The 23,123-nt window shown below is 73.7% G+C and carries 21 protein-coding genes; 11 read left to right on the plus strand and 10 right to left on the minus strand.

Features of this window, described 5'->3' with window-relative positions; genetic code table 11:
* The first annotated feature begins 21 nt into the window (after nucleotides 1–21).
* Nucleotides 22–708, plus strand: coding sequence for a hypothetical protein (locus ACQPYA_RS05680; protein WP_433531585.1), 687 nt, complete (start codon nucleotides 22–24; stop codon nucleotides 706–708).
* 58 nt (nucleotides 709–766) lie between these two features.
* Here the strand turns inward: ACQPYA_RS05680 and gabT are convergent, their stop codons facing one another.
* Together gabT and ACQPYA_RS05690 are read right to left on the minus strand one after the other, a co-directional pair.
* Complete coding sequence (gene gabT, locus ACQPYA_RS05685; RefSeq protein ID WP_433531586.1) at nucleotides 767–2,038, minus strand: 4-aminobutyrate--2-oxoglutarate transaminase; 1,272 nt, start codon at nucleotides 2,036–2,038, stop codon at nucleotides 767–769.
* Nucleotides 2,039–2,046: 8 nt separating this feature from the next.
* Complete coding sequence (locus ACQPYA_RS05690) at nucleotides 2,047–3,483, minus strand: gamma-aminobutyraldehyde dehydrogenase (protein ID WP_433531587.1); 1,437 nt, start codon at nucleotides 3,481–3,483, stop codon at nucleotides 2,047–2,049.
* A 140-nt stretch (nucleotides 3,484–3,623) separates the two neighbouring features.
* On the opposite strand from ACQPYA_RS05690, the gene ACQPYA_RS05695 reads away from it, so the two are divergent.
* Nucleotides 3,624–5,063, plus strand: a complete 1,440-nt coding sequence (locus ACQPYA_RS05695; RefSeq protein ID WP_433531588.1) for an aldehyde dehydrogenase family protein — start codon at nucleotides 3,624–3,626, stop codon at nucleotides 5,061–5,063.
* 63 nt (nucleotides 5,064–5,126) lie between these two features.
* Here the strand turns inward: ACQPYA_RS05695 and ACQPYA_RS05700 are convergent, their stop codons facing one another.
* Nucleotides 5,127–6,359, minus strand: a complete 1,233-nt coding sequence (locus ACQPYA_RS05700) for an SUKH-3 domain-containing protein (RefSeq protein WP_433531589.1) — start codon at nucleotides 6,357–6,359, stop codon at nucleotides 5,127–5,129.
* A gap of 259 nt (nucleotides 6,360–6,618) precedes the next feature.
* On the opposite strand from ACQPYA_RS05700, the gene ACQPYA_RS05705 reads away from it, so the two are divergent.
* From ACQPYA_RS05705 to ahcY, 7 genes are all read left to right on the plus strand, one after another.
* Complete coding sequence (locus ACQPYA_RS05705) at nucleotides 6,619–7,887, plus strand: hypothetical protein (protein ID WP_433531590.1); 1,269 nt, start codon at nucleotides 6,619–6,621, stop codon at nucleotides 7,885–7,887.
* 69 nt (nucleotides 7,888–7,956) lie between these two features.
* Entirely contained in the window at nucleotides 7,957–9,336 is a 1,380-nt protein-coding gene (locus ACQPYA_RS05710; protein WP_433531591.1) for a phosphomannomutase/phosphoglucomutase, read from the plus strand.
* Between the two features lie 62 nt (nucleotides 9,337–9,398).
* Nucleotides 9,399–9,581: a Trm112 family protein gene (locus ACQPYA_RS05715; RefSeq protein ID WP_433531592.1), complete on the plus strand. Its 183-nt coding sequence runs from the start codon at nucleotides 9,399–9,401 to the stop codon at nucleotides 9,579–9,581.
* Nucleotides 9,578–10,774 carry an SIS domain-containing protein gene (locus ACQPYA_RS05720; RefSeq protein WP_433531593.1) on the plus strand — a complete coding sequence of 399 codons (1,197 nt, stop codon included), beginning with the start codon at nucleotides 9,578–9,580 and terminating at the stop codon, nucleotides 10,772–10,774. Before ACQPYA_RS05715 ends, ACQPYA_RS05720 begins: the two co-directional genes overlap by 4 nt.
* Before the next feature lie 99 nt (nucleotides 10,775–10,873).
* On the plus strand, nucleotides 10,874–11,827 hold the full coding sequence (locus tag ACQPYA_RS05725) for a cation diffusion facilitator family transporter (RefSeq protein WP_433531594.1): 954 nt from the start codon (nucleotides 10,874–10,876) through the stop codon (nucleotides 11,825–11,827).
* Nucleotides 11,828–11,830: 3 nt separating this feature from the next.
* A complete protein-coding gene (manA, locus tag ACQPYA_RS05730; RefSeq protein ID WP_433531595.1) occupies nucleotides 11,831–12,991 on the plus strand; it encodes a mannose-6-phosphate isomerase, class I in 1,161 nt (386 codons plus the stop codon).
* A 291-nt stretch (nucleotides 12,992–13,282) separates the two neighbouring features.
* Nucleotides 13,283–14,782 carry an adenosylhomocysteinase gene (gene ahcY / locus ACQPYA_RS05735; RefSeq protein WP_433531596.1) on the plus strand — a complete coding sequence of 500 codons (1,500 nt, stop codon included), beginning with the start codon at nucleotides 13,283–13,285 and terminating at the stop codon, nucleotides 14,780–14,782.
* A gap of 73 nt (nucleotides 14,783–14,855) precedes the next feature.
* Here the strand turns inward: ahcY and ACQPYA_RS05740 are convergent, their stop codons facing one another.
* Complete coding sequence (locus ACQPYA_RS05740; protein WP_433531597.1) at nucleotides 14,856–15,014, minus strand: hypothetical protein; 159 nt, start codon at nucleotides 15,012–15,014, stop codon at nucleotides 14,856–14,858.
* Entirely contained in the window at nucleotides 15,014–16,039 is a 1,026-nt protein-coding gene (locus ACQPYA_RS05745) for an RDD family protein (protein ID WP_433531598.1), read from the minus strand. Before ACQPYA_RS05745 ends, ACQPYA_RS05740 begins: the two co-directional genes overlap by 1 nt.
* Before the next feature lie 41 nt (nucleotides 16,040–16,080).
* On the opposite strand from ACQPYA_RS05745, the gene ACQPYA_RS05750 reads away from it, so the two are divergent.
* On the plus strand, nucleotides 16,081–17,034 hold the full coding sequence (locus tag ACQPYA_RS05750) for a stage II sporulation protein M (protein ID WP_433531599.1): 954 nt from the start codon (nucleotides 16,081–16,083) through the stop codon (nucleotides 17,032–17,034).
* 80 nt (nucleotides 17,035–17,114) lie between these two features.
* Here the strand turns inward: ACQPYA_RS05750 and ACQPYA_RS05755 are convergent, their stop codons facing one another.
* Genes ACQPYA_RS05755 through ACQPYA_RS05775 form a run of 5 tightly spaced genes read right to left on the minus strand, consistent with a single transcriptional unit; the run spans nucleotide 17,115 to nucleotide 22,210 of the window.
* The gene (locus tag ACQPYA_RS05755; protein ID WP_433531600.1) at nucleotides 17,115–18,425 is read right to left on the minus strand and encodes a DUF58 domain-containing protein; all 1,311 of its coding nucleotides are present in this window, start codon (nucleotides 18,423–18,425) and stop codon (nucleotides 17,115–17,117) included.
* Nucleotides 18,422–19,408, minus strand: a complete 987-nt coding sequence (locus ACQPYA_RS05760; RefSeq protein WP_433531601.1) for an AAA family ATPase — start codon at nucleotides 19,406–19,408, stop codon at nucleotides 18,422–18,424. Before ACQPYA_RS05760 ends, ACQPYA_RS05755 begins: the two co-directional genes overlap by 4 nt.
* Nucleotides 19,405–20,781, minus strand: coding sequence for a DUF4350 domain-containing protein (locus ACQPYA_RS05765; RefSeq protein WP_433531602.1), 1,377 nt, complete (start codon nucleotides 20,779–20,781; stop codon nucleotides 19,405–19,407). The genes ACQPYA_RS05760 and ACQPYA_RS05765 overlap by 4 nt, the downstream gene beginning before the upstream one ends.
* Nucleotides 20,778–21,368 (minus strand): DUF4129 domain-containing protein, encoded by a 591-nt coding sequence (locus tag ACQPYA_RS05770; RefSeq protein ID WP_433531603.1) that lies wholly within the window; start codon nucleotides 21,366–21,368, stop codon nucleotides 20,778–20,780. Before ACQPYA_RS05770 ends, ACQPYA_RS05765 begins: the two co-directional genes overlap by 4 nt.
* Complete coding sequence (locus tag ACQPYA_RS05775; protein WP_433531604.1) at nucleotides 21,365–22,210, minus strand: hypothetical protein; 846 nt, start codon at nucleotides 22,208–22,210, stop codon at nucleotides 21,365–21,367. The genes ACQPYA_RS05770 and ACQPYA_RS05775 overlap by 4 nt, the downstream gene beginning before the upstream one ends.
* Before the next feature lie 210 nt (nucleotides 22,211–22,420).
* On the opposite strand from ACQPYA_RS05775, the gene mtrA reads away from it, so the two are divergent.
* Nucleotides 22,421–23,110 (plus strand): MtrAB system response regulator MtrA, encoded by a 690-nt coding sequence (mtrA, locus tag ACQPYA_RS05780; protein WP_013731734.1) that lies wholly within the window; start codon nucleotides 22,421–22,423, stop codon nucleotides 23,108–23,110.
* Nucleotides 23,111–23,123 lie beyond the last annotated feature (13 nt).

Here is a 23,123-nt window from a genome sequence, read left to right on the forward strand (position 1 = left end):
GTGAGGACGGGAGGAAAACAGGTGAGGCTGCAGCGGAAGCACATGCTGGCGGCGGGGGTGGCGGTGGTCGCCACGGCGGCCGTGGCGGTGGGCACCGGACTCGGGTTCGCTGACAGCGCACCGGCCGGGCAGAGCGTGTGCCCGGGTTCGATCACGTTCTCGGCCGAGGGGGGCGCACCGGCCGCCACCAGCAACCAGTTCCCCGTGGGCACCCGGCTGCGGGTGACAAACCTGGACAACAACAAGGCGGCGGAGGTGACCGTCGTCGGCCCCTCGGGTAGCTGCGTGCTGCTCAACTCGGCCGCCATGGAGCTGCTCCGCGAGCCGGGCAAGAACGTCATCCGGCGCAACGTCGTCGAGCGGGTGGGCGGCGCGGTGGCGCAGCCGGAGCGACCGGGCGCGGTCGGCGACCGGCCGGGTTCGGCCTCGCCGCCGGCCGAGCGGCCCGTCGACGGGTCGGCTCCGAGGTCGGCCTGCCAGGGTGCGATCACCTTCTTCGAGGAGGCCGCCGGGCCGGCCGCCACCAGCAACCAGTTCCCGGTGGGCACCCGGCTGCGGGTGACCAACCTGGACAACAACAAGGCCACCACGGTGACCGTGACCGGCCCGTCGGGCAGCTGCGTGCTGCTCAACTCCGCCGCGATGGAACAGATCCGCGAGCCGGGCAAGAACCTGGTCCGCAACAACACCGTCGAGCTGCTGCGCTGAGCTGAGGGTCGGGTGGGTGCCGCGCGGTGCGGACGCGACATCCACCCGACCGGCTTGGTCAGCCGAACGCGGCGTCGAGGATCTCCAGGCCGCGGGCCAGTTCGTCGTCGGAGATGACCAGCGGCGGCAGGAAGCGCAGCACGTTGCCGTAGGTGCCGCAGGTCAGGGTGAGCAGGCCGGCGGCGTGACAGGCCGCCGAGACCGCCGCCGTGGCGGCCGGGTCCGGGGTGAGCGTGCCGGGCTGCACGATCTCGACCGCGAGCATCGCGCCCCGGCCGCGTACCTCGGCGATCCGCGGGTCACGGGCGGCGATGGCCCGCAGCCGTGCGCCCAGCACAGACTCGATCCGCCGGGCCGCGGCGGCCAGGTCCAGCTCGTGCAGGGTCTCGATGGCCGCGAGGGCGGCGGCGCAGGCGATCGGGTTGCCGCCGTACGTGCCGCCGAGGCCGCCGATGTGCACCGCGTCCATCAGCTCCGCCCGCCCGGTCACCGCGGCCAGCGGCAACCCGCCGGCGATCCCCTTGGCCAGGGTGATCAGGTCCGGTTCGACCCCCTCGTGCTGGCAGGCGAACCAGTCGCCGGTCCGGCAGAAGCCGGTCTGGATCTCGTCGGCGACGAAGACCACCCCGGCCGCCGTCGCCCACTCGCGCAGCGCCGGCAGAAACCCCTCGGCCGGTACGACGAAACCGCCCTCGCCCTGGATCGGCTCGATCAGCAGCGCGGCCACGTTCTCCGCGCCGACCTGCTTCTCCACCAGCTCGATGGCACGGGCCGCTGCGGTGGCGCCGTCCAGGCCGCCGTCGCGCAGCGGGTACGACATCGGCACCCGGTAGACCTCACCGGCGAACGGCCCGAACCGGTGCTTGTACGGCATGTTCTTCGCGGTCAACGCCATGGTCAGGTTGGTCCGGCCGTGGTAGGCGTGGTCGAAGACCACCACCGCGGGCCGCCCGGTGGCGTGCCGGGCGATCTTCACGGCGTTCTCCACCGCCTCGGCCCCGGAGTTGAACAGCGCCGAGCGCTTCTCGAAGCCGCCCGGGGTCAGCGCGTTGAGCCGCTCGCAGACCGCCACGTACGACTCGTACGGCGCGACCATGAAGCAGGTGTGGGTGAAGCGTTCGACCTGCGCGCGTACCGCCTCGACCACCCTGGGGGCGGAGTTGCCCACGTTGGTGACCGCGATGCCGGCGGCGAAGTCGATCCACTGGCGGCCGTCGACGTCGGTGATGGTGCCGCCGGCGGCGCTGTCCACGTAGGACGATATGACGCTGCCGACGCCCCGGGCCACGGCGGTGCCGCGCCGCTTGTGCAGCTCTTCTGAGGATGTCATCAGTGGTGTCAGCCCTCGATGTTGTGCATGACGTGCTTGATCCGGGTGTAGTCCTCCAGGCTGTAGACCGAGAGGTCCTTGCCGTGCCCGGAGTGCTTGAAGCCGCCGTGCGGCATCTCCGAGATGAACGGGATGTGGGTGTTCACCCAGACGCAGCCGAAGTCGAGCCGGCGGGTCATCCGCATCGCCCGGCCGTGGTCCTTCGTCCAGACCGAGGCGGAGAGGCCGTAGTCGACGCCGTTGGCCCAGCGCACCGCCTCGTCCTCGTCGGTGAAGCGCTGCACGGTGATGACCGGCCCGAACACCTCGTCCTGGATGATCTCGTCGTCCTGCCGCACCCCGGAGACGACGGTGGGGGCGTAGAAGTAGCCACGCTCGCCGACCTGCGAGCCGCCGGTCTGCACCGAGGCGTGGTCCGGCAGGCGGTCCAGGAAGCCGCGTACCCGGGCCAACTGGTTGGCGTTGTTCAGCGGGCCGTAGAGGACGTCCTCGTCGTCCGGCGCGCCGGTCCTGGTGTTGCGGGCCTGCTCGGTGAGGGCGGCGACGAAGTCCCCGTGCACGCCGGGCGCGGTGAGGACCCGGGTGGCCGCGGTGCAGTCCTGGCCGGCGTTGAAGTAGCCGCCGACCGCGATGGCCTCGGCCGCCGCCGCGATGTCGGCGTCGTCGAAGATCACCACCGGGGCCTTGCCGCCCAGCTCCAGGTGGGTCCGCTTCAGGTCGGGCGCGGCAGCCGCGGCGACCTCCATGCCGGCCCGGGTGGAACCGGTGATCGACACCAGCTGCGGGGTGGGGTGCGCGACGAGGGCCCGGCCGGTGTCCCGGTCGCCGCAGACCACGTTGAACACGCCCGGCGGGAGGTGCTCGGCGGCGATCTCGGCGAGCAGCAGCGTCGACACCGGGGTGGTGTCCGAGGGCTTGAGCACGACCGTGTTGCCGGCGGCGAGCGCGGGGGCGATCTTCCAGACCGCCATCATCAGCGGGTAGTTCCACGGGGTGACCTGGGCGCAGACGCCGATCGGCTCGCGCCGCACGTACGAGGTGTGCCCGGCCAGGTACTCGCCGGCCGAGCGGCCCTCCAGCAGCCGGGCGGCACCGGCGAAGAAGCGGAACTCGTCGACCGCGGGCGGCAGCTCCTCCTCGGCGGTGAGCTGCCGGGGCTTGCCGGTGTTGCGTACCTCGGCGTCGACCAGGTCGGCGGCCCGGGCCTCGACCGCGTCGGCGAGCTTGAGCAGCGCCTTCTGCCGCTCGGCCGGAGTGCTGTCCCGCCAGCCCTCGAAGGCGGTGGCGGCGGCCTTCATGGCCGCGTCGACGTCGGCGGCGCCGGAGACCGGGGCCTGGGCGAAGACCTCACCGGTACACGGGTCGATCAGGTCCGCGTAGCCACCGTCGGCCGGCTCGACGTACGCGCCGTTGACGAAGTTGCGCAGCTTCTGCTGGTCGGTCATGGCTGGATCACTCCGAGGGTCCGGGGGGTCACACGCGGCGGTTATCGCAATCTTCGTGCCATCTTCGCTACTGAATTCGCGGCAGACAAGGGTTGTGGCGACTATTTCCGTCGGCTTCTGGGTGGTCTAGGCTGCGCAGCGTGGAGCCCACACCGTTCTTCGTCGCCGGTCGTCCCACCCAGGGCGCCGGCGAGCTGTCCGTGCATCACCCGTACGACGGGCGCCTGGTCGGGCGTACCACCCTCGCCACCGCAGAGCAGGTCGAGGCGGCCGTCGCGGCGGCGGCCGGGGTGGCCGCCACGGCCGCCGCGCTGCCCGCGCACGCCCGCGCCGCGGCGCTGGACCACGTCTCGCGCCGGCTCGCCGAGCGGGCCGAGGAGATCGCCGCCCTGATCACCGCCGAGAACGGCAAGCCGGTCAAGTGGGCGCGCGCCGAGGTCGGCCGGGCGGTCTCCACCTTCCGGTGGGCGGCCGAGGAGGCGCGGCGCTTCTCCGGCGAGCTGCAACGGCTCGACACCGACCCGGCCGCCACCGGCCGCATCGCCATGGTGCGGCGGGTGCCGAAGGGGCCGGTGCTCGGCATCAGCCCGTTCAACTTCCCGCTGAACCTGGTGGCGCACAAGGTTGCCCCGGCGATCGCGGTCGGCGCGCCCATCATCGTCAAGCCGGCACCGGCCACCCCGCTGTCGGCGCTGCTGCTCGGCGAGATCCTGGCCGAGACCGAGCTGCCGGCCGGGGCGTTCTCGGTGCTGCCGCTGCCCAACGAGCGCGCGGCCGAGCTGGTCAGCGACGCGCGGCTGCCGGTCGTCTCGTTCACCGGCTCCGGTCCGGTCGGCGCGGCCATCCGCCGCTCCGCACCGGAGAAGCACGTGACGCTGGAGCTGGGCGGCAACGCGGCGGCGCTGATCTGCGAGGACTGGGCCGGCGACGAGGACCTGACCTTCGCCGCGCACCGGATCGCCACCTTCTCCAACTACCAGGCCGGGCAGTCCTGCATCGCCGTGCAGCGGGTCTACGTGCACGGGTGGCTCTACGACGGCTTCCTGCCCCGGCTGGTCGCGGCCGTACGGGAGCTGCGTACCGGCGATCCGGCGGACCCGCTGACCGACGTCGGCCCGCTGGTCTCCGAGGCGGCCGCCCGGCGCGTCGAGGACTGGGTGGAGGAGGCGGTGGCGGCCGGCGCCACCATCGAGACCGGCGGTCGGCGGGAGGGCGCCAGCTATGCCCCGACCGTCCTCAGCGGAGTGCCGAAGGAGGCCAGGGTCTGCACCGAGGAGGTCTTCGGGCCGGTGCTCGTGGTGGACCGGGTCGAGAACGACGCCGCCGGCTTCGCCGCCGTCAACGACTCGGCGTACGGCCTCCAGGCCGGCGTCTTCACCCGCCGCCTCGACGTCGCCTTCGCCGCGGCGCGGACCCTGGAGGTGGGCGGCGTGATCATCGGCGACGTGCCGTCGTACCGCGCCGACCAGATGCCGTACGGCGGAGTGAAGGGCAGCGGCGTGGGCCGGGAGGGGCTGCGCAGCGCCATGGACGACTACACCGCCCCCCGCGTAACCGTCCTCACCTCCGTCGATTTGTAAGGAAGGGCCCCCTGTTAACGCCTGCGGTAGAGGAAGGGCCCCCTATTAACGCCGGAGCGGGGTTCACCAGGTGCCGTCGTCGCGTACCCGGGCCGGAGCGCGGCCGAGCAGCAGGGTGGTGAGCGCGGCGTCGATGTCCGACCCGAGAAACCACTCACCGGCCTGGTCCAGCACGAAGATCCGGCCCTGCTCGTCCACCGCGATGATGCTGTGCTGGTCTTCCGTACCGATCGGGAAGAGGCGTGCCCCGATCACCGCCGCGAAGTCGGCCAGCGAGTCGGCGGTGTGGGCGACGGCAAGTGGACGGATGTCGAAGCGGGAGATCCACACCTGCTGACCGGGGCCCAGCCGATTGCTGGCCAGGCTCGGGAAGGCGGCGAGAGTCCGCAGCGCAGCCGGGAACGCCTCGTGTGAGTGGGTCCGCCCGGCGACGGCGACAACGCCTCTGACCTCCTCGGCGGCCACCGTCCGATCACCGAAGTGGGGACGCCAGCCGGCTGCGACGAGCGCGCTCGCCACGTCGGGTGGGAAACGTCCCGGGTCCGGGTCGGTCGCCGGCTCGGGATGGCACGGCTTTGTCGAACCGCGGTCGGCGCTGGGCAGCACGTTGACCTGGACGAGGAAGTTGAGGCAGGAGTCGCAGCAGCGTTTGGCGCGTCCACTGGCCGGATCGCCGGGCTCACGGACGACATAGCACTCGAAGCGGGCGTTGGCCAGGAGCGCCGCGGCGTCTGCGGCGTCCATCGGGGCGATGCCTTCGGCGGCGCGGCGGTGGTCGTACTCGTGCAGGACGTCGGAGACCACGACGACCTCCGCGTGCCGCTCGCCGCCGCGGACCAGATGCCCGGTGGGCAGTTCGTCGAGATACGCGCGGACCAGCGGATGGTGGTTGAGTTCCACGTCCCCCTTGGTGCCGTGCGCGGTGAAGATCCGCCCTTCGAGGGTGAGGTGTGCCGCCGTGGTCGGCGTGGGCAGCCGGTTGATCTCGCGCAGCAACTGGCCGGCGGGTTTCACCGTACGCGGCACCGGAGGGCCACTGTGCCGGTTGCGACGGTAGAGCCGCTCGACCACGTCGGGCGGGACCCGTGGCCAGGTGGTCACCTCGCCGGTCTGTTTGTCGACCACACAGGTCGGCAGGTCGCCGGGGAGCGATCTGACCTGTGTGGACGCTGTGGAGGTGATGACGTACCCGAGATCGAACTCCGCGACGACGGGACGGCATTCGTGCCCCAGCCGCACCGAGTCACGGCGGGCCCACACCGCGGCGATCTGCTCGGCCTGTTCGCGGTCGATCACACCGCAGAACCTATCGGACAACGCGATCCCGTGGCATTGCGTACGGCTGCGCCTACCGACGGTGAGCCGAGCGGTAGGTCTGGCGCGCCGAGCGGCATGGGCCGGGGCGGTCGGCCAGTGGCGTTCGGGGTCGCCGTCGGCCGGGGTGCGTCGGCGTGGCGTGGCGCACATGCGGGGTGTTCGATGATCGGGCGTCGTCGGGCCCCGGTAGTAGCCTGACCGGCGGTTCCCCCGTCCGGGGGAGGAACGGTGGTTGATCATGTCGGTACGTCGCCACGCTGCGCGGCTCGCGACGGTCTGCGTGTTCCTGGGCGGCCTGGTGGTGCTCGGCGGAGCACCCGCGCATGCCGACGAGGACCGGGTGCGGGTGCGGTCGGCGGGCAGCTTCACCGCGGGCCGTTCCGCCCAAGGCGTGACGGTGGAGGTGCGCAGGCGCACCGACGGCTGCGTACGGGTGCGCAGCGCGCTGGGGCTGAGCCTCTCCGGCGTCCGGCCGGACCAGGTGGCGGTGCAGGCCAACGTGGGCGGTCGCTGGGTGCCGGTGACGGTCTCCGGCGACGGCGGGCTGGTGATCACCAGCCCGGTCGCCCCGGTCCGGGACGAGCTCTGCAAGGGCAAGCGCAGCACCATGCGGTACCGCCTCGCCTTCGCTGCCGACGCGCCGGGCGGTCGACTCATCGTGACCGGCGAGGCCACCACGGCGCGGGGTGACCTGCTGGGCCGGGAAGTGGTGGAGTCCCGGGTGGTCGGCGGACGGGTCACGCCACCGTCGTCGTCACCGTCGTCGCCGTCCCCGTCGCCCACCCTTAGCGAAGAGGTCGCCGAGGAGGAGACCGCCGAGGCCACGCCGACCGTGGCGCTCGTCGCGGACGCGTCGGCCGACCTCACCCAGACCGCCAACCAGTCCTCCGGCGGGTCGCCGGTGATGTACTTCGGCATCGCCATGGTCGCCGCCGGCGCGCTGCTCATCGGGCTGCTCATCCACCGCTCCCGGAGGGACCGGCGGCAGGACGGCGGGTCCGACATCCCCCGGTCGGGTAATCCGGGCGGCACCACCTACCGCTCCGCTGGCGGCCCGGGGGCCGCGCCGGTCCGGCCTGCCCCGGGGGCCGCGCCGGTCCCGCCCGGTCAGGTGTACGGGACGAGCCGGCCCGGCACGCCACGGGTGTACGGGGGCACGCCCGCCCCGCGCCCGTCCGGTGGCCTGTACGGTGCGCGGCCAGCCGACGCGGGCGACCAGACCCGGGCGATGCCGCCCGGTGCGGGGTCCGCCGTCCCGCCGACCTCGGCCCCGCCGGCCGCGCCAGCCTCGACAGCGTCGGCCGCGCCAGCCTCGGCCCCGCCGGCCGCGCCGGCCTCGGCAGCGCCGATCTCAGCTCCGCCGGCCGCGCCGGCCGCGGCCTCCTCGGCCGCGCCGACCCCGGCGCCGCCGGGGCAGCCCGGCCACGGTGCGGTGCCGCGGCAGGACCCGCCGCCGCCCACCGGGGAGGGAGATGACCGGGGGCACGGGCGCGGGCTCTCCGGCTGAGCCAGGGCAGGGCCCGCCCCTCCGATACGCTCAGGTTCGTTGGCGGCCCGCAGTCGAGGAGTGGAACCGGTGTCTGATCTGTCCCGGATCGTGAAGGCGTACGACGTCCGTGGGACGGTGCCGGACCAGTGGGACGAGCGTGTCGCCGGGGCTCTCGGCACCGCCTTCGCCCAGCTGCTCGACGCCGCCGGCGAGCCCGGGAAGGCCGTGCTGATCGGGCACGACATGCGGGCCTCCGGGCCGGGGCTGGCCGCCGCCTTCGCCACCGGCGTACGCGCCGAGGGGCGCCCGGTCATCGAGATCGGGCTCGCCTCGACGGACATGGTCTACTACGCCTCCGGCTCGCTCGGGCTGCCCGGGGCGATGTTCACCGCCAGTCACAACCCGGCGCAGTACAACGGCATCAAGATGTGCCACGCCGGCGCTCGCCCCGTGGGGCAGGACAGCGGGCTGACCGAGATCCGCGACCGGGCGCAGGCACTGCTCGACAAGGACGAGCCGCTCGGTGCGGCGATCGCGCCGGCGCAGCGGCGGGACCTGCTCGCCGACTACGCGGCACACCTGCGCACCCTGGTGGACCTGTCCGGCATCCGGCCGCTGACGGTGGTGGTCGACGCGGGCAACGGCATGGGCGGGCACACCGTGCCGAGCGTGCTCGGTGACGCCGTCCTGCCCGCCCTGCCGCTGCGGATCGTGCCGCTCTATTTCGAGTTGGACGGCACCTTCCCCAACCACGAGGCCAACCCGCTGGACCCGGCCAACCTGGTCGACCTGCAACGCGCGGTGGTGGCGCACGGCGCGGACATCGGGTTGGCGTTCGACGGCGACGCCGACCGCTGCTTCGTGGTCGACGAGCGCGGCGAGCCGGTCTCCCCGTCGGCGATCACCGCCCTGGTCGCCGCCCGGGAGCTGGCCCGGCACCCCGGGTCGACGGTGATCCACAACCTGATCACCTCGACCGCGGTGCCGGAGATCATCCGGGAGCACGGTGGCGAGCCGGTGGTGGCCCGGGTGGGCCACTCGTTCATCAAGGCCGAGATGGCCCGCACCAACGCGGTCTTCGGTGGTGAGCACTCCGCGCACTACTACTTCCGGGACTTCTGGTTTGCCGACACCGGCATGCTGGCCGCGATGCACACCCTGGCCGCGCTCGGCGGACAGCCGCTGCCGCTCTCCACGCTGGCCGCCGAGTACGAGCGGTACGTCGCCTCGGGTGAGATCAACTCCACCGTGGCGGACCAGGCTGCCAAGGTCGCCGAGGTGCGGGCCGCGTTCCCGGACGCGGAGGCCGACGAGCTGGACGGGCTCACCCTGCGCTTTCCCGACGGGGCCTGGTTCAACCTGCGTGCCTCGAACACCGAGCCGCTGCTGCGGCTCAACGTCGAGGCGCCCACCGCGGAGCGGATGACCTCGCTGCGCGACGACGTCCTCGACCGCGTTCGCCGATAAGATCGCTCGCGCCGGTCGGCACCGTCGATCGGTGAAGCCGCATACGTGGAAGGAGCCGCGCAGTGGCCCTCGACCCGCAGTTGCTGGAAATCCTCGCCTGCCCGGACACACACCATGCCCCGCTCGACTACGACCCGCAGGCCCAGACGCTGACCTGCACCGAGTGCGGCCGGATCTTCGAGATCCGCGACGACGTGCCGGTGCTGCTGCTGGACGAGGCGCGCGGCCCCGCGGAGCAGTCGTGATCGACGGAACGGCCGGCGTCAGCGGCCACCGCCACGCCGACGACCGGCTCCTCGACGACCCGGAGGCGTTGGCCGAACGGGATCCGGGCGGCATGCTGCGGCACACCGCCTCGGCCGGCGCGCAGGTCCGCGAGTCGGCCGCGCTCGCCGCCGAGGCCAACCTCTCCGTACTCGCCGACGACGGACGTCCCCGGGCGGTGGTCATCGCCGGCATCGGCACCGCCGGGCGTACCGGTGACGTGCTGGCCACCGTCGCCGGGCCGCGATGCCCGGTGCCGGTCATCGCGCACCGCAGCGCGGGCGTGCCCGGCTGGGTCGGCGCGGCGGACGTGGTGATCGCGGTCAGCGCCTCCGGCCGTAGCCCCGAGGCGCTGGGCGCCGCCGAGGCCGCGCACCGGCGTGGTGCCCGGCTGGTCGTGGTGGCACCCCCTGACTCGCAGTTGCAGTCGGTGGCCGAGCGGGCCCGCGCGCCGTTCGTCCCGGTGCCCCGGCGGGCCCCGGCCCGCGCCAGCCTCTGGGGGCTCACCGTGCCGGTGCTGCTCGCCGCCCGGGCGCTCGGCCTGGTGAAGGTGAACGAGGCGGACCTGGCGGAGACGGCGGCCCGACTGGACGCCGACGCCGACCGCAGCCGCCCGAGCGCCGAGTCCTTCGTCAATCCGGCGAAGTCCCTCGCGCTCGGCCTGGCCGGGTCGATCCCGATCGTGTGGGGCTCGTCGCCGCTGGCCTCGGTCGCCGCCCGCCGCTTCGGCGACACGCTGTCGGCCAACGCCCGGTATCCGGTGGTGACCGGGGCGCTCGGTGAGGCGGGCCGGGGGCGGGTCGGTCTGCTCGACGGCGTCTTCGGCGGCCTCGCCGAGGGGGAGCGGGACATCTTCGCCGACCCGGAGGAGTCGGCGGGCGATTCCACCCGGCTGCGGCTGGTGCTGCTGCGCGACGGTGGCCTGAACGCCGAGGACGACGCCGACGAGCCCCTCGCGGTCGAGGAGCGGCGCGCCGACGCGGTGCAGACCCTCGCCGAACGACGCGGCGTACGGTGCGACGTGGTCACCGCCGAGGGCGGCTCGGCCCTGGAACGGCTGGCGTCCCTGGTGGCGGTGCCCGACTTCGCGTCGATCTACCTGGCGCTGGCGCACGGCCTGGACCCGATGGCGGTGCCGGCGATCACCGAGATGAAAGAGCTGTCCAACCAGTGAACGAGCGCGGAGCGGCGGCGTGAGCGAGCGTGGCGAGCGAACCATCGGGCTCAGTAGCGTGGCGTCTCGCGCCGCTGCGGAGCGCTGCGGAGCGGTGGCGTGAGCGCCGAGGGGGGCAACAGGGCGATCATCGCCGCGCTGCTGGCCAACCTCGGCATCGCCGTGACGAAGTTCGTCGCGTACCTGCTGACGATGTCGTCGTCGATGCTCGCCGAGTCGATCCACTCGGTCGCCGACTCGGGCAACCAGGCGCTGCTGCTGATCGGTGGCCGGCGGGCCCGGCGGGCAGCCACCCCGCAACATCCCTTCGGCTTCGGCCGGGAGCGGTACGTCTACGCGTTCATCGTCGCGATCGTGCTGTTCAGCCTGGGCGGGCTCTTCGCGCTCTACGAGGCGTGGCACAAGTGGTCGGACCCGCACGGCATCACCAGCTGGCAGTGGGTGCCGGTGACGGTGCTGCTGGTGGCGATCGTGCTGGAGTCGTTCTCCTTCCGTACCGCCATCAGGGAGTCCAACCTGGTGCGGGGCCGTGAGTCCTGGGTCAGGTTCATCCGCCGCTCCAAGGCGCCGGAGCTGCCGGTGGTGCTGCTGGAGGACTTCGGCGCGTTGGTCGGCCTGGTCTTCGCCCTGTTCGGGGTGGGAATGACCCTGGTCACCGGCGATGGTCGGTGGGACGCGGCGGGCACCGCGATGATCGGCCTGTTGCTGGTGACCATCGCGGTCGTGCTCGCCATGGAGACCAAGAGCCTGCTGCTCGGCGAGGGGGCTGAGCCGGCGGAGACCGCGGCCATCGAGCGGGCCGTCACCGCCGGGCCCGAGGTCGAGCGGATCATCCACATGAAGACGCTCTACCTGGGCCCGGAGGAGTTGCTGGTGGCGGCGAAGATAGCGGTGGCGCGTTGCGAGACCGCCGAGGAGGTGGCGCGGGGCATCGACGCGGTCGAGGCGCGGATCCGTGCCGCGCTGCCGGTGGCCCGGGTCATCTATCTTGAGCCGGACATCTACCAGGCCCAGGCCGGCCCGCCGGAGACGGCCGGGCAGTCCGGGAGCTGACCGGTGGAAGCGTTGTACGGGCCGATCAAGGACTACGCCTGGGGGTCCCGCTCGTCGCTCGCCGAGCTTCAGGGGCGGGCGACGAGCGACGGGCCGGAGGCCGAGCTGTGGCTGGGGGCGCATCCGGGGGCGCCGGCCGCTGTCGAGCGCGACGGCAGCCGGGTCGCGCTGACCGACGTGCTGGCCGCCGCCCCGGTCGACTGGCTCGGGCAGTCGGTGCTCGACCGGTTCGGGCCGCGGCTGCCGTTCCTGCTCAAGGTGCTGGCCGCGGCGGCGCCGCTGAGCCTCCAGGCCCATCCGGACGCCGAACAGGCCCGGTCCGGGTACGCCACGGAGAACGCCCGGGCCGACGGCCATCGCAACTACGTCGACCCGTTCCACAAGCCCGAGCTGCTGGTGGCGCTCGGGCCGATGGAGGCGCTGTGCGGGTTCCGGGCTCCGGCCACCTCGGCGGCGGTGCTCGCCGGGTTGGGCGTACCACAGCTGCGGCCGGTGCTCGACGCGTTGGCTGCCGGTCCGGCGGGGCTGGCTGAGGCCGTACGCCTGCTGCTGACCTGGCCTGCGGCGGAGCGGGCCGGTCTGGTGGCGGCGGTCCGGACGGCGGCGGTCGGCGGGCCGGACGGGGACCTGGTCGAGTTGTTGGCCGAGACGTATCCGGCCGATCCCGGAGTGCTGGTGGCGTTGCTGCTCAACCGGGTGCGATTGGCTCCGGGCGAGGCGATCTGGATGCCGGCCGGGAACCTGCACGCCTACCTGCGCGGCATCGGGGTGGAGGTGATGGCGGCCAGCGACAACGTGTTGCGGGGCGGATTGACCCCGAAGCACGTGGACGTGGCCGAACTGCTCCGGGTGCTCCGCTTCGAGGTGCTGGAGCAGCCGGTGGTGTCGCCGCGGCCGGTCGCGGACGGGGTGGTGAACTGGCCGGTTCCGGTGCCGGACTTCGCCCTGCATCGGGTGACGGTGGACGGCGGACGGCCCGAGGTGACGTTGCCGGTGCCCGGACCGCGGGTGGTGCTCTGCACGTCCGGCCGGCTCACCGTGACCGACGGTGTCGCGCCGGTGGCGCTCGACCGCGGGCAAGCCGCGGTGGGCCCGGCCGCCGCCGGGCCGCTGACGGTGACCGGCGCGGGTGCGGCGTACGTCGCCTCGACCGGCCTGGTCTGACCCGGCCCGCGACCCGGCAGCGCGATGCCCTCCCTGGACAAGTCCGACTTTTCCGGAATAGCTTGACTCTCCTCTTGCGGAGTGTAACTCTATGAGTGCGCAGCGTTGTCGCGACGACGGTCCGAGAACGCGCGGGGAACCAAACCGGGGGGATGCACGGGGCGGGCGGAGGTGGACGGCACACGTCCACGACCGACCGCCCCGTGCGCTGTCCGCAACCACTCCATCCGCCGTCCGCCGGCGCGCGTAAGGTGGGTGGTTGCGCAGCACCATCGTCCGACAGGAGCTTTCATGACCAGCACCCTCCCGGCGTCCACCAGCGGCACGTCGTCCGAGGTCCGGCCGCGCACCCTCGCCGAAGGCGACTACAAGGTGGCGGATCTGTCGCTCGCTGAGTTCGGACGCAAGGAGATCCGACTCGCCGAGCACGAGATGCCCGGCCTGATGGCGATCCGCCGCGAGTTCGCCGACGCGCAGCCGCTCGCGGGCGCGCGGATCACCGGTTCGCTGCACATGACGATCCAGACCGCCGTCCTGATCGAGACCCTGGTCGCGCTCGGCGCGCAGGTCCGCTGGGCGTCCTGCAACATCTTCTCCACCCAGGACCACGCCGCCGCCGCGGTCGTCGTCGGCCCGGACGGCACCCCCGACGCCCCGGCCGGCGTCCCGGTCTACGCCTGGAAGGGCGAGACGCTCGAAGAGTACTGGTGGTGCACCGAGCAGGTGCTCGACTGGCCCGACGGGCAGGGCCCCAACATGATCCTGGACGATGGTGGCGACGCCACCCTGCTCGTCCACAAGGGCGTCGAGTTCGAGAAGTCCGGTGTGGTGCCGCCGGTCGAGTCCGCCGACTCCGAGGAGTATGCGGTCATCCTCGGCGTGCTGCACCGCTCGCTCGCCGCCGACGGCCAGCGGTGGACCCGGATCGCCAGCAGCATCAGGGGCGTCACCGAGGAGACCACCACCGGCGTGCACCGCCTCTACGAGATGCACCGCGCCGGCACCCTGCTCTTCCCGGCCATCAACGTCAACGACTCGGTGACCAAGAGCAAGTTCGACAACAAGTACGGCTGCCGCCACTCGCTGATCGACGGCATCAACCGGGCCACCGACGTGCTGATCGGCGGCAAGATGGCGGTCGTGCTCGGCTACGGCGACGTGGGCAAGGGCTGCGCCGAGTCGCTGCGCGGCCAGGGTGCCCGGGTCGTGGTGACCGAGGTCGACCCGATCTGCGCGCTCCAGGCGGCGATGGACGGCTACCAGGTCGCCACGCTGGACGACGTGGTCGAGCAGGCGGACATCTTCGTCACCGCCACCGGCTGCTTCGATGTCATCACCAACGAGCACATGGCCCGGATGAAGCACCAGGCGATCGTCGGCAACATCGGCCACTTCGACAACGAGATCGACATGGCCGGGCTGGCCAAGCGCTCGGACGTCACCCGGGAGAACATCAAGCCGCAGGTCGACCTCTGGAAGTTCGACGACGGCCACGCGATCATCGTGCTCTCCGAGGGCCGCCTGCTGAACCTCGGCAACGCCACCGGCCACCCGAGCTTCGTGATGTCGAACTCGTTCGCCAACCAGACGATCGCCCAGATCGAGCTCTACACCAAGACCAGCGAGTACCCGACCGGCGTCTACGTGCTGCCCAAGCACCTGGACGAGAAGGTCGCCCGGCTGCACCTGGGCGCGCTCGGCGCCAAGCTGACCGCGCTCACCGCCGAGCAGGCCGCCTACCTCGGCGTCGCCGTCGAGGGCCCGTTCAAGCCGGACCACTACCGCTACTGACCGATCCGCACCGGGCCGGGCCGACCTCAGGTCGGCCCGGCCCGGCGTTTCCGCCCGCCCTCGACGGAGATGGTCAGCGGGGGCGATCGTGGCGGCGGGTGGGGCGGATCCAGGTCCAGACGCACCAGGCCAGCCAGGCCAGCGAGACCACCGCCGCCAGGGTGCGCAGCCGCAGGGCACTGAGCAGCAGCACCACCGCGAGCACGGCCAGCCACGGTCCGAAACCCCTCATCACGGCCTCCCCGCTGTCCACTCGGTGCCGGCCACCGGCACCATCTCCGCATCGGTCCCCGCCGGAGCCGGCGGTCGTACCCGTGGACCGGCCTGTGCCGGCGGCGGCGGTTCTACCCCGGTCGGTGGCGGTGCCGGCGGAGCGGTCACCGGTTCGTCCGATCGGTTCGCGCCGAGTTGCGGCCAGACCGCGGCGGCGAGCACCCGCTCGCTGGCGAGCCGGTGGCGGGCCCGCCGGTGCCGCTCGCCGAGAACGGCGGCCAGGTAGATCGGCTCCGGCAGCCCCGGCGGTGGCGGCGGAGCGGTCACCGCGGCGACCTCCCGCCACAGCCGCCGGCCCAGGTCGCCCCGGGCCGGCTCGGCAAACTGGTGGGACCGGGTCAGGTACTGCCGGGCGGCGAGCGCCAGGCCCGCGTCCAACCGGCTCAGATCGAGGGTGTACGCCCAACCGGCCAACGCCGGGACGGTGGCCGGCGTCGGGCGCCACCTCGTCGCGGCCCGGGTGTGTACCACCAGGGTCCCCGCCACCAGGTCACCCAGCCGCCGGCCCCGGGTGTCGGAGAGCATCACCGTCACCCCGGCGACCCAGGACAACAGCGGCAGCACCAGCCCCGGCCACTCCACGGCGACCCCGACCAGCGCCCGGGTCAGCGACTGCCGGAGCCCGACCGGTGCGCCGTCGACGCTGACCACCCGCAGCCCGACCGCTGCCTTGCCCGGCGTCCGGCCGTGGTTGAGCCGTTCAAAGCACACCGGATAGCCGACCAGCAACAGCACGAGCCCGATGGTGAACAGCGCCCGCTCCAGCGCCGCGTCGATCACGCCGTACGGCAGGGCGGCCAGGGCCACCGCGACCAGCGCGGCGAGCAGCAGGCCGAGCACCAGTTGGAGCAGGACGTCGAGCAGCAGCGCGAGCACCCGGGAGCCGATCCGGGCGGCCCGTACGTCCAGTTCCACCGCCTCCCCGCTGACCAGACCGGCGTCGCCCCAGGCCGGGGCGCTCCACGGCCGCAGTGAGGTGCTCACCCGGACAGTGAACACTATGATCGCGCGGACGGGGGTGGCTGGTGGCGGTGGATCTGGACGCGTACGTCGCGGAGCACGGCGGGGAGTGGCGCCGGCTGGAGCAGCTCTGTGGCCGCCGCCGACTCGACGCCGCCGAGATCGACGAACTGGTCGCGCTCTACCAGCGGGCCACCACCCAACTCTCCGTACTCCGCAGCAGCTCACCCGACCCGGCCCTGATGGCGGAGCTGTCCCAGATCGTGCTCCGGGCCCGGGCCCGGCTCACCGGCCGGCCACGCCCGTCCTGGGCGGCCGTGCAGTGGTTCGTGCTGGTCGGCTTTCCCGGAGCGGTCTGGCGGGCGGCACCGTGGTGGTGTGCGGTGGCGACCGCCTTCACCCTGCTCACCTTCACCCTCATCGGCTTCGTCGCCGACAATCCGGACACGGCGGCGGCGTTCATCGGCGACGCGGAGGCCGCCCATCTCGTCGAGTCCGGCTTCGCCGGCTACTACACCGAGTTCTCCGCGCCGACGTTCGCCTTCCACCTGTGGACGCACAACGCCTGGTTGGCGGCCCAGTGCCTGGCGGCGGGGGTGCTGATCCTTCCGGTCGGCTACCTGCTGTGGCAGAACGCGGTCAACATCGGAGTGGTCGGCGGGGTGATGGTCGCCTACGGTCGGGCGGACGTCTTCTTCGGCCTGATCACCCCGCACGGCCTGCTGGAGCTGACCGGCGTCTTCGTGGCTGCCGGGGTGGGCCTGCGTACCGGGTGGGCGTGGATCGCGCCGCCGGAGAACCTGACCCGGGGGCAGGCGGTGGCCCGGGCGGGACGCGACGCCATCCTGGTCGCCCTCGGCCTGGTCGTCCTCTTCGCGATCTCGGCGCTGATCGAAGCCTTCGTCACCCCCGCCCCCCTCCCGGCGGCGCTGCGCATCGCCATCGGCGCCACCACCTGGCTCGCCTTCCTCGCCTACGTCCTCCTCCTCGGCTCCCGCCCCACCCCCACCCGGCCCTGATCCCGGTTGAGCATGAAGCTCTCGTCACGACACGCCGGTCGAGGTCGCAATAACTCCATGATCAACCGCGTGGGCGTGGGCTAGAGCTGGGCGGTGGATTTCAGGTGGAGGTAGGTGTCGGCCAGGGCGGGGGCGAGGCGGGGGGCGGGGGCGTCGACGACGGTGATTTTGTGGTGGGTCAGGGCCGCCGCCAGGCGGTCGCGTTCGGCGAGGGTGCGCCAGGCGGCGGTGGCGGCGTAGGCGTCCTCGGGGCGGCCCGGCGGCCGGGCGGTGAGGGCGCCCAGCAGCGGGTCCTGTGCCGCCGCCACCAGCACCCGATGTCGGGCGACCAACCGGGGCAGCACCGGCAGCAGACCCTCGCCGAGCGCACCGGGCTCCAGCGCGGTGAGGAACACCACCAGGCTGCGCGGGCGGTGCCGCCGGAGCAACTCGCCCGCGATCAGCCGGAAGTCGGTCTCGACCAGCGCGGGTTGCAGCGGGGCCAGCGCATGCGTCAGCCGGCCCCATTGCGCCGGCCGCTCGGCCCCGGTGACCGACGCCCGCAGCCCGGTGTCGACGGCGAACACGTCCACCCGGTCACCCGCCCGCGCGGCCAGCGCGGTGAGCAGCAACGCGGCGTCGATCGAGGCGTCCAACCGGGGCTCGTCGCCGAGCCGTACCGCCGAGGTGCGCCCGGTGTCCAGCACGCAGACGATCCGCCGGTCCCGCTCCGGCCGCCAGGTGCGGACCAGCACCTCGGCGCGGCGGGCGCTGGCCCGCCAGTCGATGGAGCGCACGTCGTCGCCCGGCACGTACTCGCGCAGGGTGTCGAACTCGGTTCCCGCGCCGTGCCCCCGGCCGACCTGCGTACCGTCGATGACGCGCAACCGGGACAGCTTCTCCGGCAGGTGCCGGCGGGAGTCGAAGCGAGGCAGCACGCGCAGGATCCACGGCGGGGTGGCGGGCCGACCGGCCCGCTGGCGGAACGCCAGCCCGAGCGGCCCGAGCGAGCGGACGGTCAGCGCCACCGCGGGCCGGTCGCCCCGGCGGGTCGGGGTGAGCCGGCTGGGCAGCGCCGCCGCCGCACCGGGAGCGACCTCGACCACCTGGTCCGGCGGTACGTCCGGCCACGCCCCGGCCGACGGCACCCATGCGTCGCGGACCTGGGCGCGCAGCGTACGGCCGGAGGTGTTGTGCAGTTGCAGGGTGACGGTGGAAGTGCCGCCGAGCGGTACGGATCGGTCCCCGTCCCGCTCGACGGCGAGTGCCCGCAGCGGCGCGGCCAGCGCGAGGTCCACGGCGAGCAGCAGCAGGAGCGCGCCGGTCATCGCCGCCACCCCGACGAACGGTGCCGGCCACGCGGGCAGGGTCAGCGCGCCCGCCGCGAGCAGCGCCGCCGCCCGCCAGGTCATCGCGGCGTCGGCACGGCGGCCAGCACCGTGTCCAGCACGGCGTCCACCCCGACACCCTCCAGTTCGGCCTCCGGGCGCAGCCGCAGCCGGTGCCGCAGGGTGGGCCGCGCCATCGCCTTGACGTCGTCCGGCAGCACGTGGTCCCGCCCGGTCAGCCAGGCCCAGGCTTTGGCGGTGCCGAGCAGAGCCGTCGTCCCACGGGGAGAGGCGCCCAACTCCAGCGCGGGGGTCACGCGGGTGGCTCGGCAGAGGTCGACCACGTAACCGAGCAGGGATTCGGCGACGTGCACCCGCCCCACCGCCGCGCGGGCCGCGGCGAGGTCGGCCACGCCGGCCACCGGGCGTACGCCGGCGGCGGTCAGGTCCCGCGGGTCGAAGCCGGCGTGGTGGGCGCGGAGCACGCCGAGTTCCTCGTCGCGGCTGGGCAACGGCACGGTGAGCTTGAGCAGGAACCGGTCCAGCTGGGCCTCCGGCAGCGGGTAGGTGCCCTCGAACTCCACCGGATTCTGGGTGGCCGCGACGATGAACGGGTCGGGCAGCGCACGGCGCTCGCCCTCGACGGTGACCTGCCGCTCCTCCATCACCTCAAGCAGCGCGGCCTGGGTCTTCGGCGGGGTCCGGTTGATCTCGTCGGCGAGCAGCAGGTTGGTGAAGACCGGCCCCTCCCGGAAGGTGAACGCCGCCGTCCGCGAGTCGAAGACCACCGAGCCGGTGACGTCACCGGGCATCAGGTCGGGGGTGAACTGCACCCGCCGTGCCTCCAGGTCGAGCGCGGCGGCCACGGTACGCACCAGCAGCGTCTTGGCCACCCCGGGCACGCCCTCCAGCAGCACGTGGCCCCGACAGAGCAGCGCGACGATGAGCCCGGCGACCACGCCGTCCTGGCCGACGACCGCCTTGGCCACCTCGGCGCGGAACCGGTGCAGCGCGGCCCGGGTGGGGTCGGCGGCGAGCGGGTCGGCGGTCGTGACGGGTCGGGTCACCGGGTGTCTCCTTCGGTTCGAGGCTGCGGGATGCCGCCGGCCGGCGGGGGTGTGTTCGCGGGTGGCGGGCCGCTGGTGGTGCGGTGCAGCTCGCTGGCCAGCTCCAGCAGGTCCTGGTCGGTGGCCGGGGCGTCGCCGTAGAGCAGCTCGTGGACGGTGTCGGGGCGATCGCCGGTGCGGGCCGCCACCGCCGCGGCCACCCCGCGCTGCGGCGTGTCGGTCGGCAGGTGCAGCCGGCGCGCCAGCCGGGACCGGGCGGCGGCCCGTAGCGTCTGCGCGGCGTCCTCCAGGGCCCGGGCCCGTTGGTAGAGCCGGGCCCGGCCGAGCACCGTCTCCGCGGCGGGCACCGCCACCGGCAGCGGCTCGGGCGTGGGCGGGCCGAGCCGGCGGGCCCGCCCGGCGGCGATCAACAGGGCGGCCAGGGCGAGCTGCACCAGCAGTGCCCAGAACCAGGGCGGGAAGGCGGACCAGAGCGGATTGGGCGCCTCGGCTCCGGCCGGGCCGCCGGGGCCGGACGCCTCACCGCCGGGCCGGTCGCCGGGACCGCCGCTCCGGCCGTCGCCGCTGCCCAGCCCGTCCTGGCCGTCGTCGGGCTCGTCGTAGCTCTGGTCCTCGGGGTCGGGCAGCCGTGTGGTGGGGACCGGGCCTGGTCTGGGTGGTGGCGGCGCGGGGCCGTCGAGGTCGAGCCAGACCACCCGACCGGAGATGGCGAGCAGGCCGGTGGCGAAGCTGCGGTTGTCCCACTCGTCGATCCGGCTGTTGCGGAACGGGTCGCTGGCGCCGACCACCACGCTCTCCGCGGGGCCGGGCAGGCGGGCCAGGCCGGCCGAGAAGCAGAGGTCGACGCTGCCCGGCGCGCCGGTCGGGGCGTACCGCTGCTTGGCGACGGCGGCGGTCGCGGCGGCGCCGACCTCGGACAGCACGCAGCGCCCGGGGGCGTGCGGGTCGACGGCCTCTGCCGCCCAGCGTCGGCCGGCCGGTCGCAGTGGCAGCCCGGCGGCGGCCAGCACCCGCCGGGGCGGGTCGACCAGCACCAGCCGGGTGCCGACGGGCAGCCGGCCCAGGTCGTGCACGGTGTCCGGATGCAGCAGCTCCGGTGCCGGGACGAACAGGGTGGACGGGCCGGAGCGGGTGGCCCGTAGCGCCTGGATGGTGTCGGTCTCCCGCTGCACCACGATCCCGCGCCCCGCCAGGCTCGCGGCCAGCCGGCTGCCGCCGTCGTCGCCGGTCGCCACCGGGGAGAGGAAGTCCTTGTCAGCCTGGTCCGGCTGGTCGATCGCGTGGGTGATCAGCGTGGTGGCGAGCAACGACACGCCCAGCAGCAGCGGGATCAGCATCCGGTGCCGGCGCCGGGGCCGGCGTGGGACGGTCACGACGCGCCTTCGGCGGTCTTGTCGAGCAGCTGACGCAGTCGTTCGGCGTGATGCCGCATCCGGTGGTCGTGGTCGGCGGTGGCGGCACGCTGGGCGTACCACACCTCGGAGAAGATAGCCGCGGCGTCGGCCAGGGGTGCGCCGGCCGGCGGGTTGCTGGCGGCGGCGGTGGTGACCACCTCGGCGACGGTCATGCCGGGCCGGATCCGGACCACCTGGCGGGCGGCCAGGTCGCGCAGGATGGCGCGTAGCCGTTCCCGGACCGCCTCGTCGTAGCGGCCCTCGTCGGCCAGCCGGTCGGCCAGCCCGGCGGTGTCGACCGGCGGCGGCGCGTCGGTGGCCGGCACGGCTGCGGTGGGGATGGTGGACGACGGACGGCCGGCGCGCCGCTGACGCCGCGGACGCAGCCGGGGCAACCGACCCAACCTACGTAGCCGGGGTAGCCGGCGAGGCAGCCAGGCGGGGTAGGTGTACCACGCCGCCGAGGCCAGCGCCGTCACCAGCACCAGCAGCAGCGCGGCGAGCGGCAGGGGCAGCCGGTCGCCGAGGGCCGCGGTGGTCTCGGTCCACCACCGATCGAAGGTCATCGTCGCACCGCCAAGAGGGCCGCCGGCGGCATGCCGGCCGGGGCGCGGGAGAGGTGGATGTCCAGTCCCTCGGTGCGGATCCGGGTCTCCAGGTGGAGCACCGCGTCCAGGCAGGCCAACACGGCGTAGGCGACCGCGTTCACGGCCGCCCAGGCGAGCGTGGCCACGGTGACCGCCCAGCCCGACGCGACCAGGCCGAGCGTGGAGAGCCCGGTGAACAGGCCCCAGCCGAGGCCGACCCGGATGATCCACCAGACGAGGTAGCCCAGCACCCGCAGGGCGGCAGCACGGCCGTCGACGCGTAGCGCGAGCGTGGCGGAGCGGGCCAGCGCGCGCAGCGGCCCGACCCGGTCGAGCACCAGCGCCGGGGTCACCGCGCCGAGCAGGGCGAAGCCGACGAACCAGGCCGGGCCGAGCAGGGACGCGAGCAGCATCGCGGCGCCGACCAGCGGGCAGAGCAGGGCGGTGGCACCCCAGCGGGCGCCGGTGGGGCGGAGCAGGCGCCGGGTGGTGGCCCGGTGGCCGAGCAGCGCGCCGGCGGCGGCCCGGGTGGCCGGGTTGCCGAGCAGCATGATGATCATCGCCTCGGTCGCCGCGCCGACGCCGAGCAGGAACCAGAAGGGCGCGAAGTCGTTGAAACCGGATATCCACCACAGCGGCGGGTCGACGCCGGCGGCGGTGCGCAGCGGCAGCAGCAGGAGCTGCTCGCCGAGAGCCAGCGCGGCGGCGAGCGGGAGCAGGGCGGCCACCTGGCCGCGCAGCAGCAGGACGGCGGAGTCGAGCAGTTCGCCGACGGTGAGCGGGCGGCCGGGAAGTACGGCGGTCGGGCCGGCCTCGGGCACGCGTACTCCTGGATGCGGGGGCGGTGGCGCGCGGCGGCGCAGCCAGGGATCATGTTGACACGCGTGGTCCGTCCGGGTGGAGCCCCGCCCGGCACGGCGGCTCGCGCGGCGGTGTAACCGACCGGAGCTGGGCACAGCGCCCTTTGCGGCAGTAGCGTGCCGGGTGACGCCGAACCCACTTGACCTGAACGGGATGGAAACATTAACCCCATGAGAGCCCGGGTACTGGTGGTCGACGACGACCCCGCGCTCGCCGAGATGCTCGGCATCGTGCTGCGCAGCGAGGGCTTCATGCCCTCCTTCGTGGCCGACGGGGAACGGGCCCTGGCCGCGTTCCGCGACAACCGACCCGACATCGTCCTGCTCGACCTCATGCTGCCCGGAATGAGCGGCATCGACGTGGCGCGGGCGATCCGGGCCGAGTCGGGCGTGCCGATCGTCATGCTGACCGCCAAGAGCGACACGGTCGACGTCGTGCTCGGCCTGGAGTCGGGGGCGGACGACTACGTGGTGAAGCCGTTCAAGCCCAAGGAGCTGGTGGCCCGGATGCGGGCGCGGCTGCGACGGGGTGAGGACGCGGCGCCGGAGCTGCTCACCATCGGCCCGCCCGGCAACCAGATCGCCATCGACGTGCCGGCGCACACGGTCAGCCGCAACGGCGAGGAGGTGAAGCTGACGCCGTTGGAGTTCGACCTGCTGGTCGCGCTGGCCCGCAAGCCGCGTCAGGTCTTCACCCGCGAGGTGCTGCTGGAGCAGGTCTGGGGATACCGGCACGCGGCGGACACCCGGCTGGTGAACGTGCACGTGCAGCGGCTGCGCGCCAAGATCGAACCGGACCCGGAGCGGCCGGAAATCATCCTCACCGTGCGGGGCGTGGGCTACAAGGCAGGTACCGGATAACCTGGTCACACTG

Origin of the sequence: Micromonospora sp. CA-263727 (assembly GCF_050942455.1) — a bacterium.
Lineage (GTDB): Bacteria > Actinomycetota > Actinomycetes > Mycobacteriales > Micromonosporaceae > Micromonospora.

What these genes read in the sequence shown, in the direction of transcription:
- gabT (WP_433531586.1), bottom strand. Translation starts at nt 2,038, where the DNA reads ATGACATCCTCAGAAGAGCTGCACAAGCGGCGCGGCACCGCCGTGGCC.
- ACQPYA_RS05690 (WP_433531587.1), bottom strand. Translation starts at nt 3,483, where the DNA reads ATGACCGACCAGCAGAAGCTGCGCAACTTCGTCAACGGCGCGTACGTC.
- ACQPYA_RS05705 (WP_433531590.1), top strand. Translation starts at nt 6,619, where the DNA reads ATGTCGGTACGTCGCCACGCTGCGCGGCTCGCGACGGTCTGCGTGTTC.
- ahcY (WP_433531596.1), top strand. Translation starts at nt 13,283, where the DNA reads ATGACCAGCACCCTCCCGGCGTCCACCAGCGGCACGTCGTCCGAGGTC.
- ACQPYA_RS05740 (WP_433531597.1), bottom strand. Translation starts at nt 15,014, where the DNA reads ATGAGGGGTTTCGGACCGTGGCTGGCCGTGCTCGCGGTGGTGCTGCTG.
- ACQPYA_RS05755 (WP_433531600.1), bottom strand. Translation starts at nt 18,425, where the DNA reads ATGACCTGGCGGGCGGCGGCGCTGCTCGCGGCGGGCGCGCTGACCCTG.
- ACQPYA_RS05770 (WP_433531603.1), bottom strand. Translation starts at nt 21,368, where the DNA reads ATGACCTTCGATCGGTGGTGGACCGAGACCACCGCGGCCCTCGGCGAC.
- mtrA (WP_013731734.1), top strand. Translation starts at nt 22,421, where the DNA reads ATGAGAGCCCGGGTACTGGTGGTCGACGACGACCCCGCGCTCGCCGAG.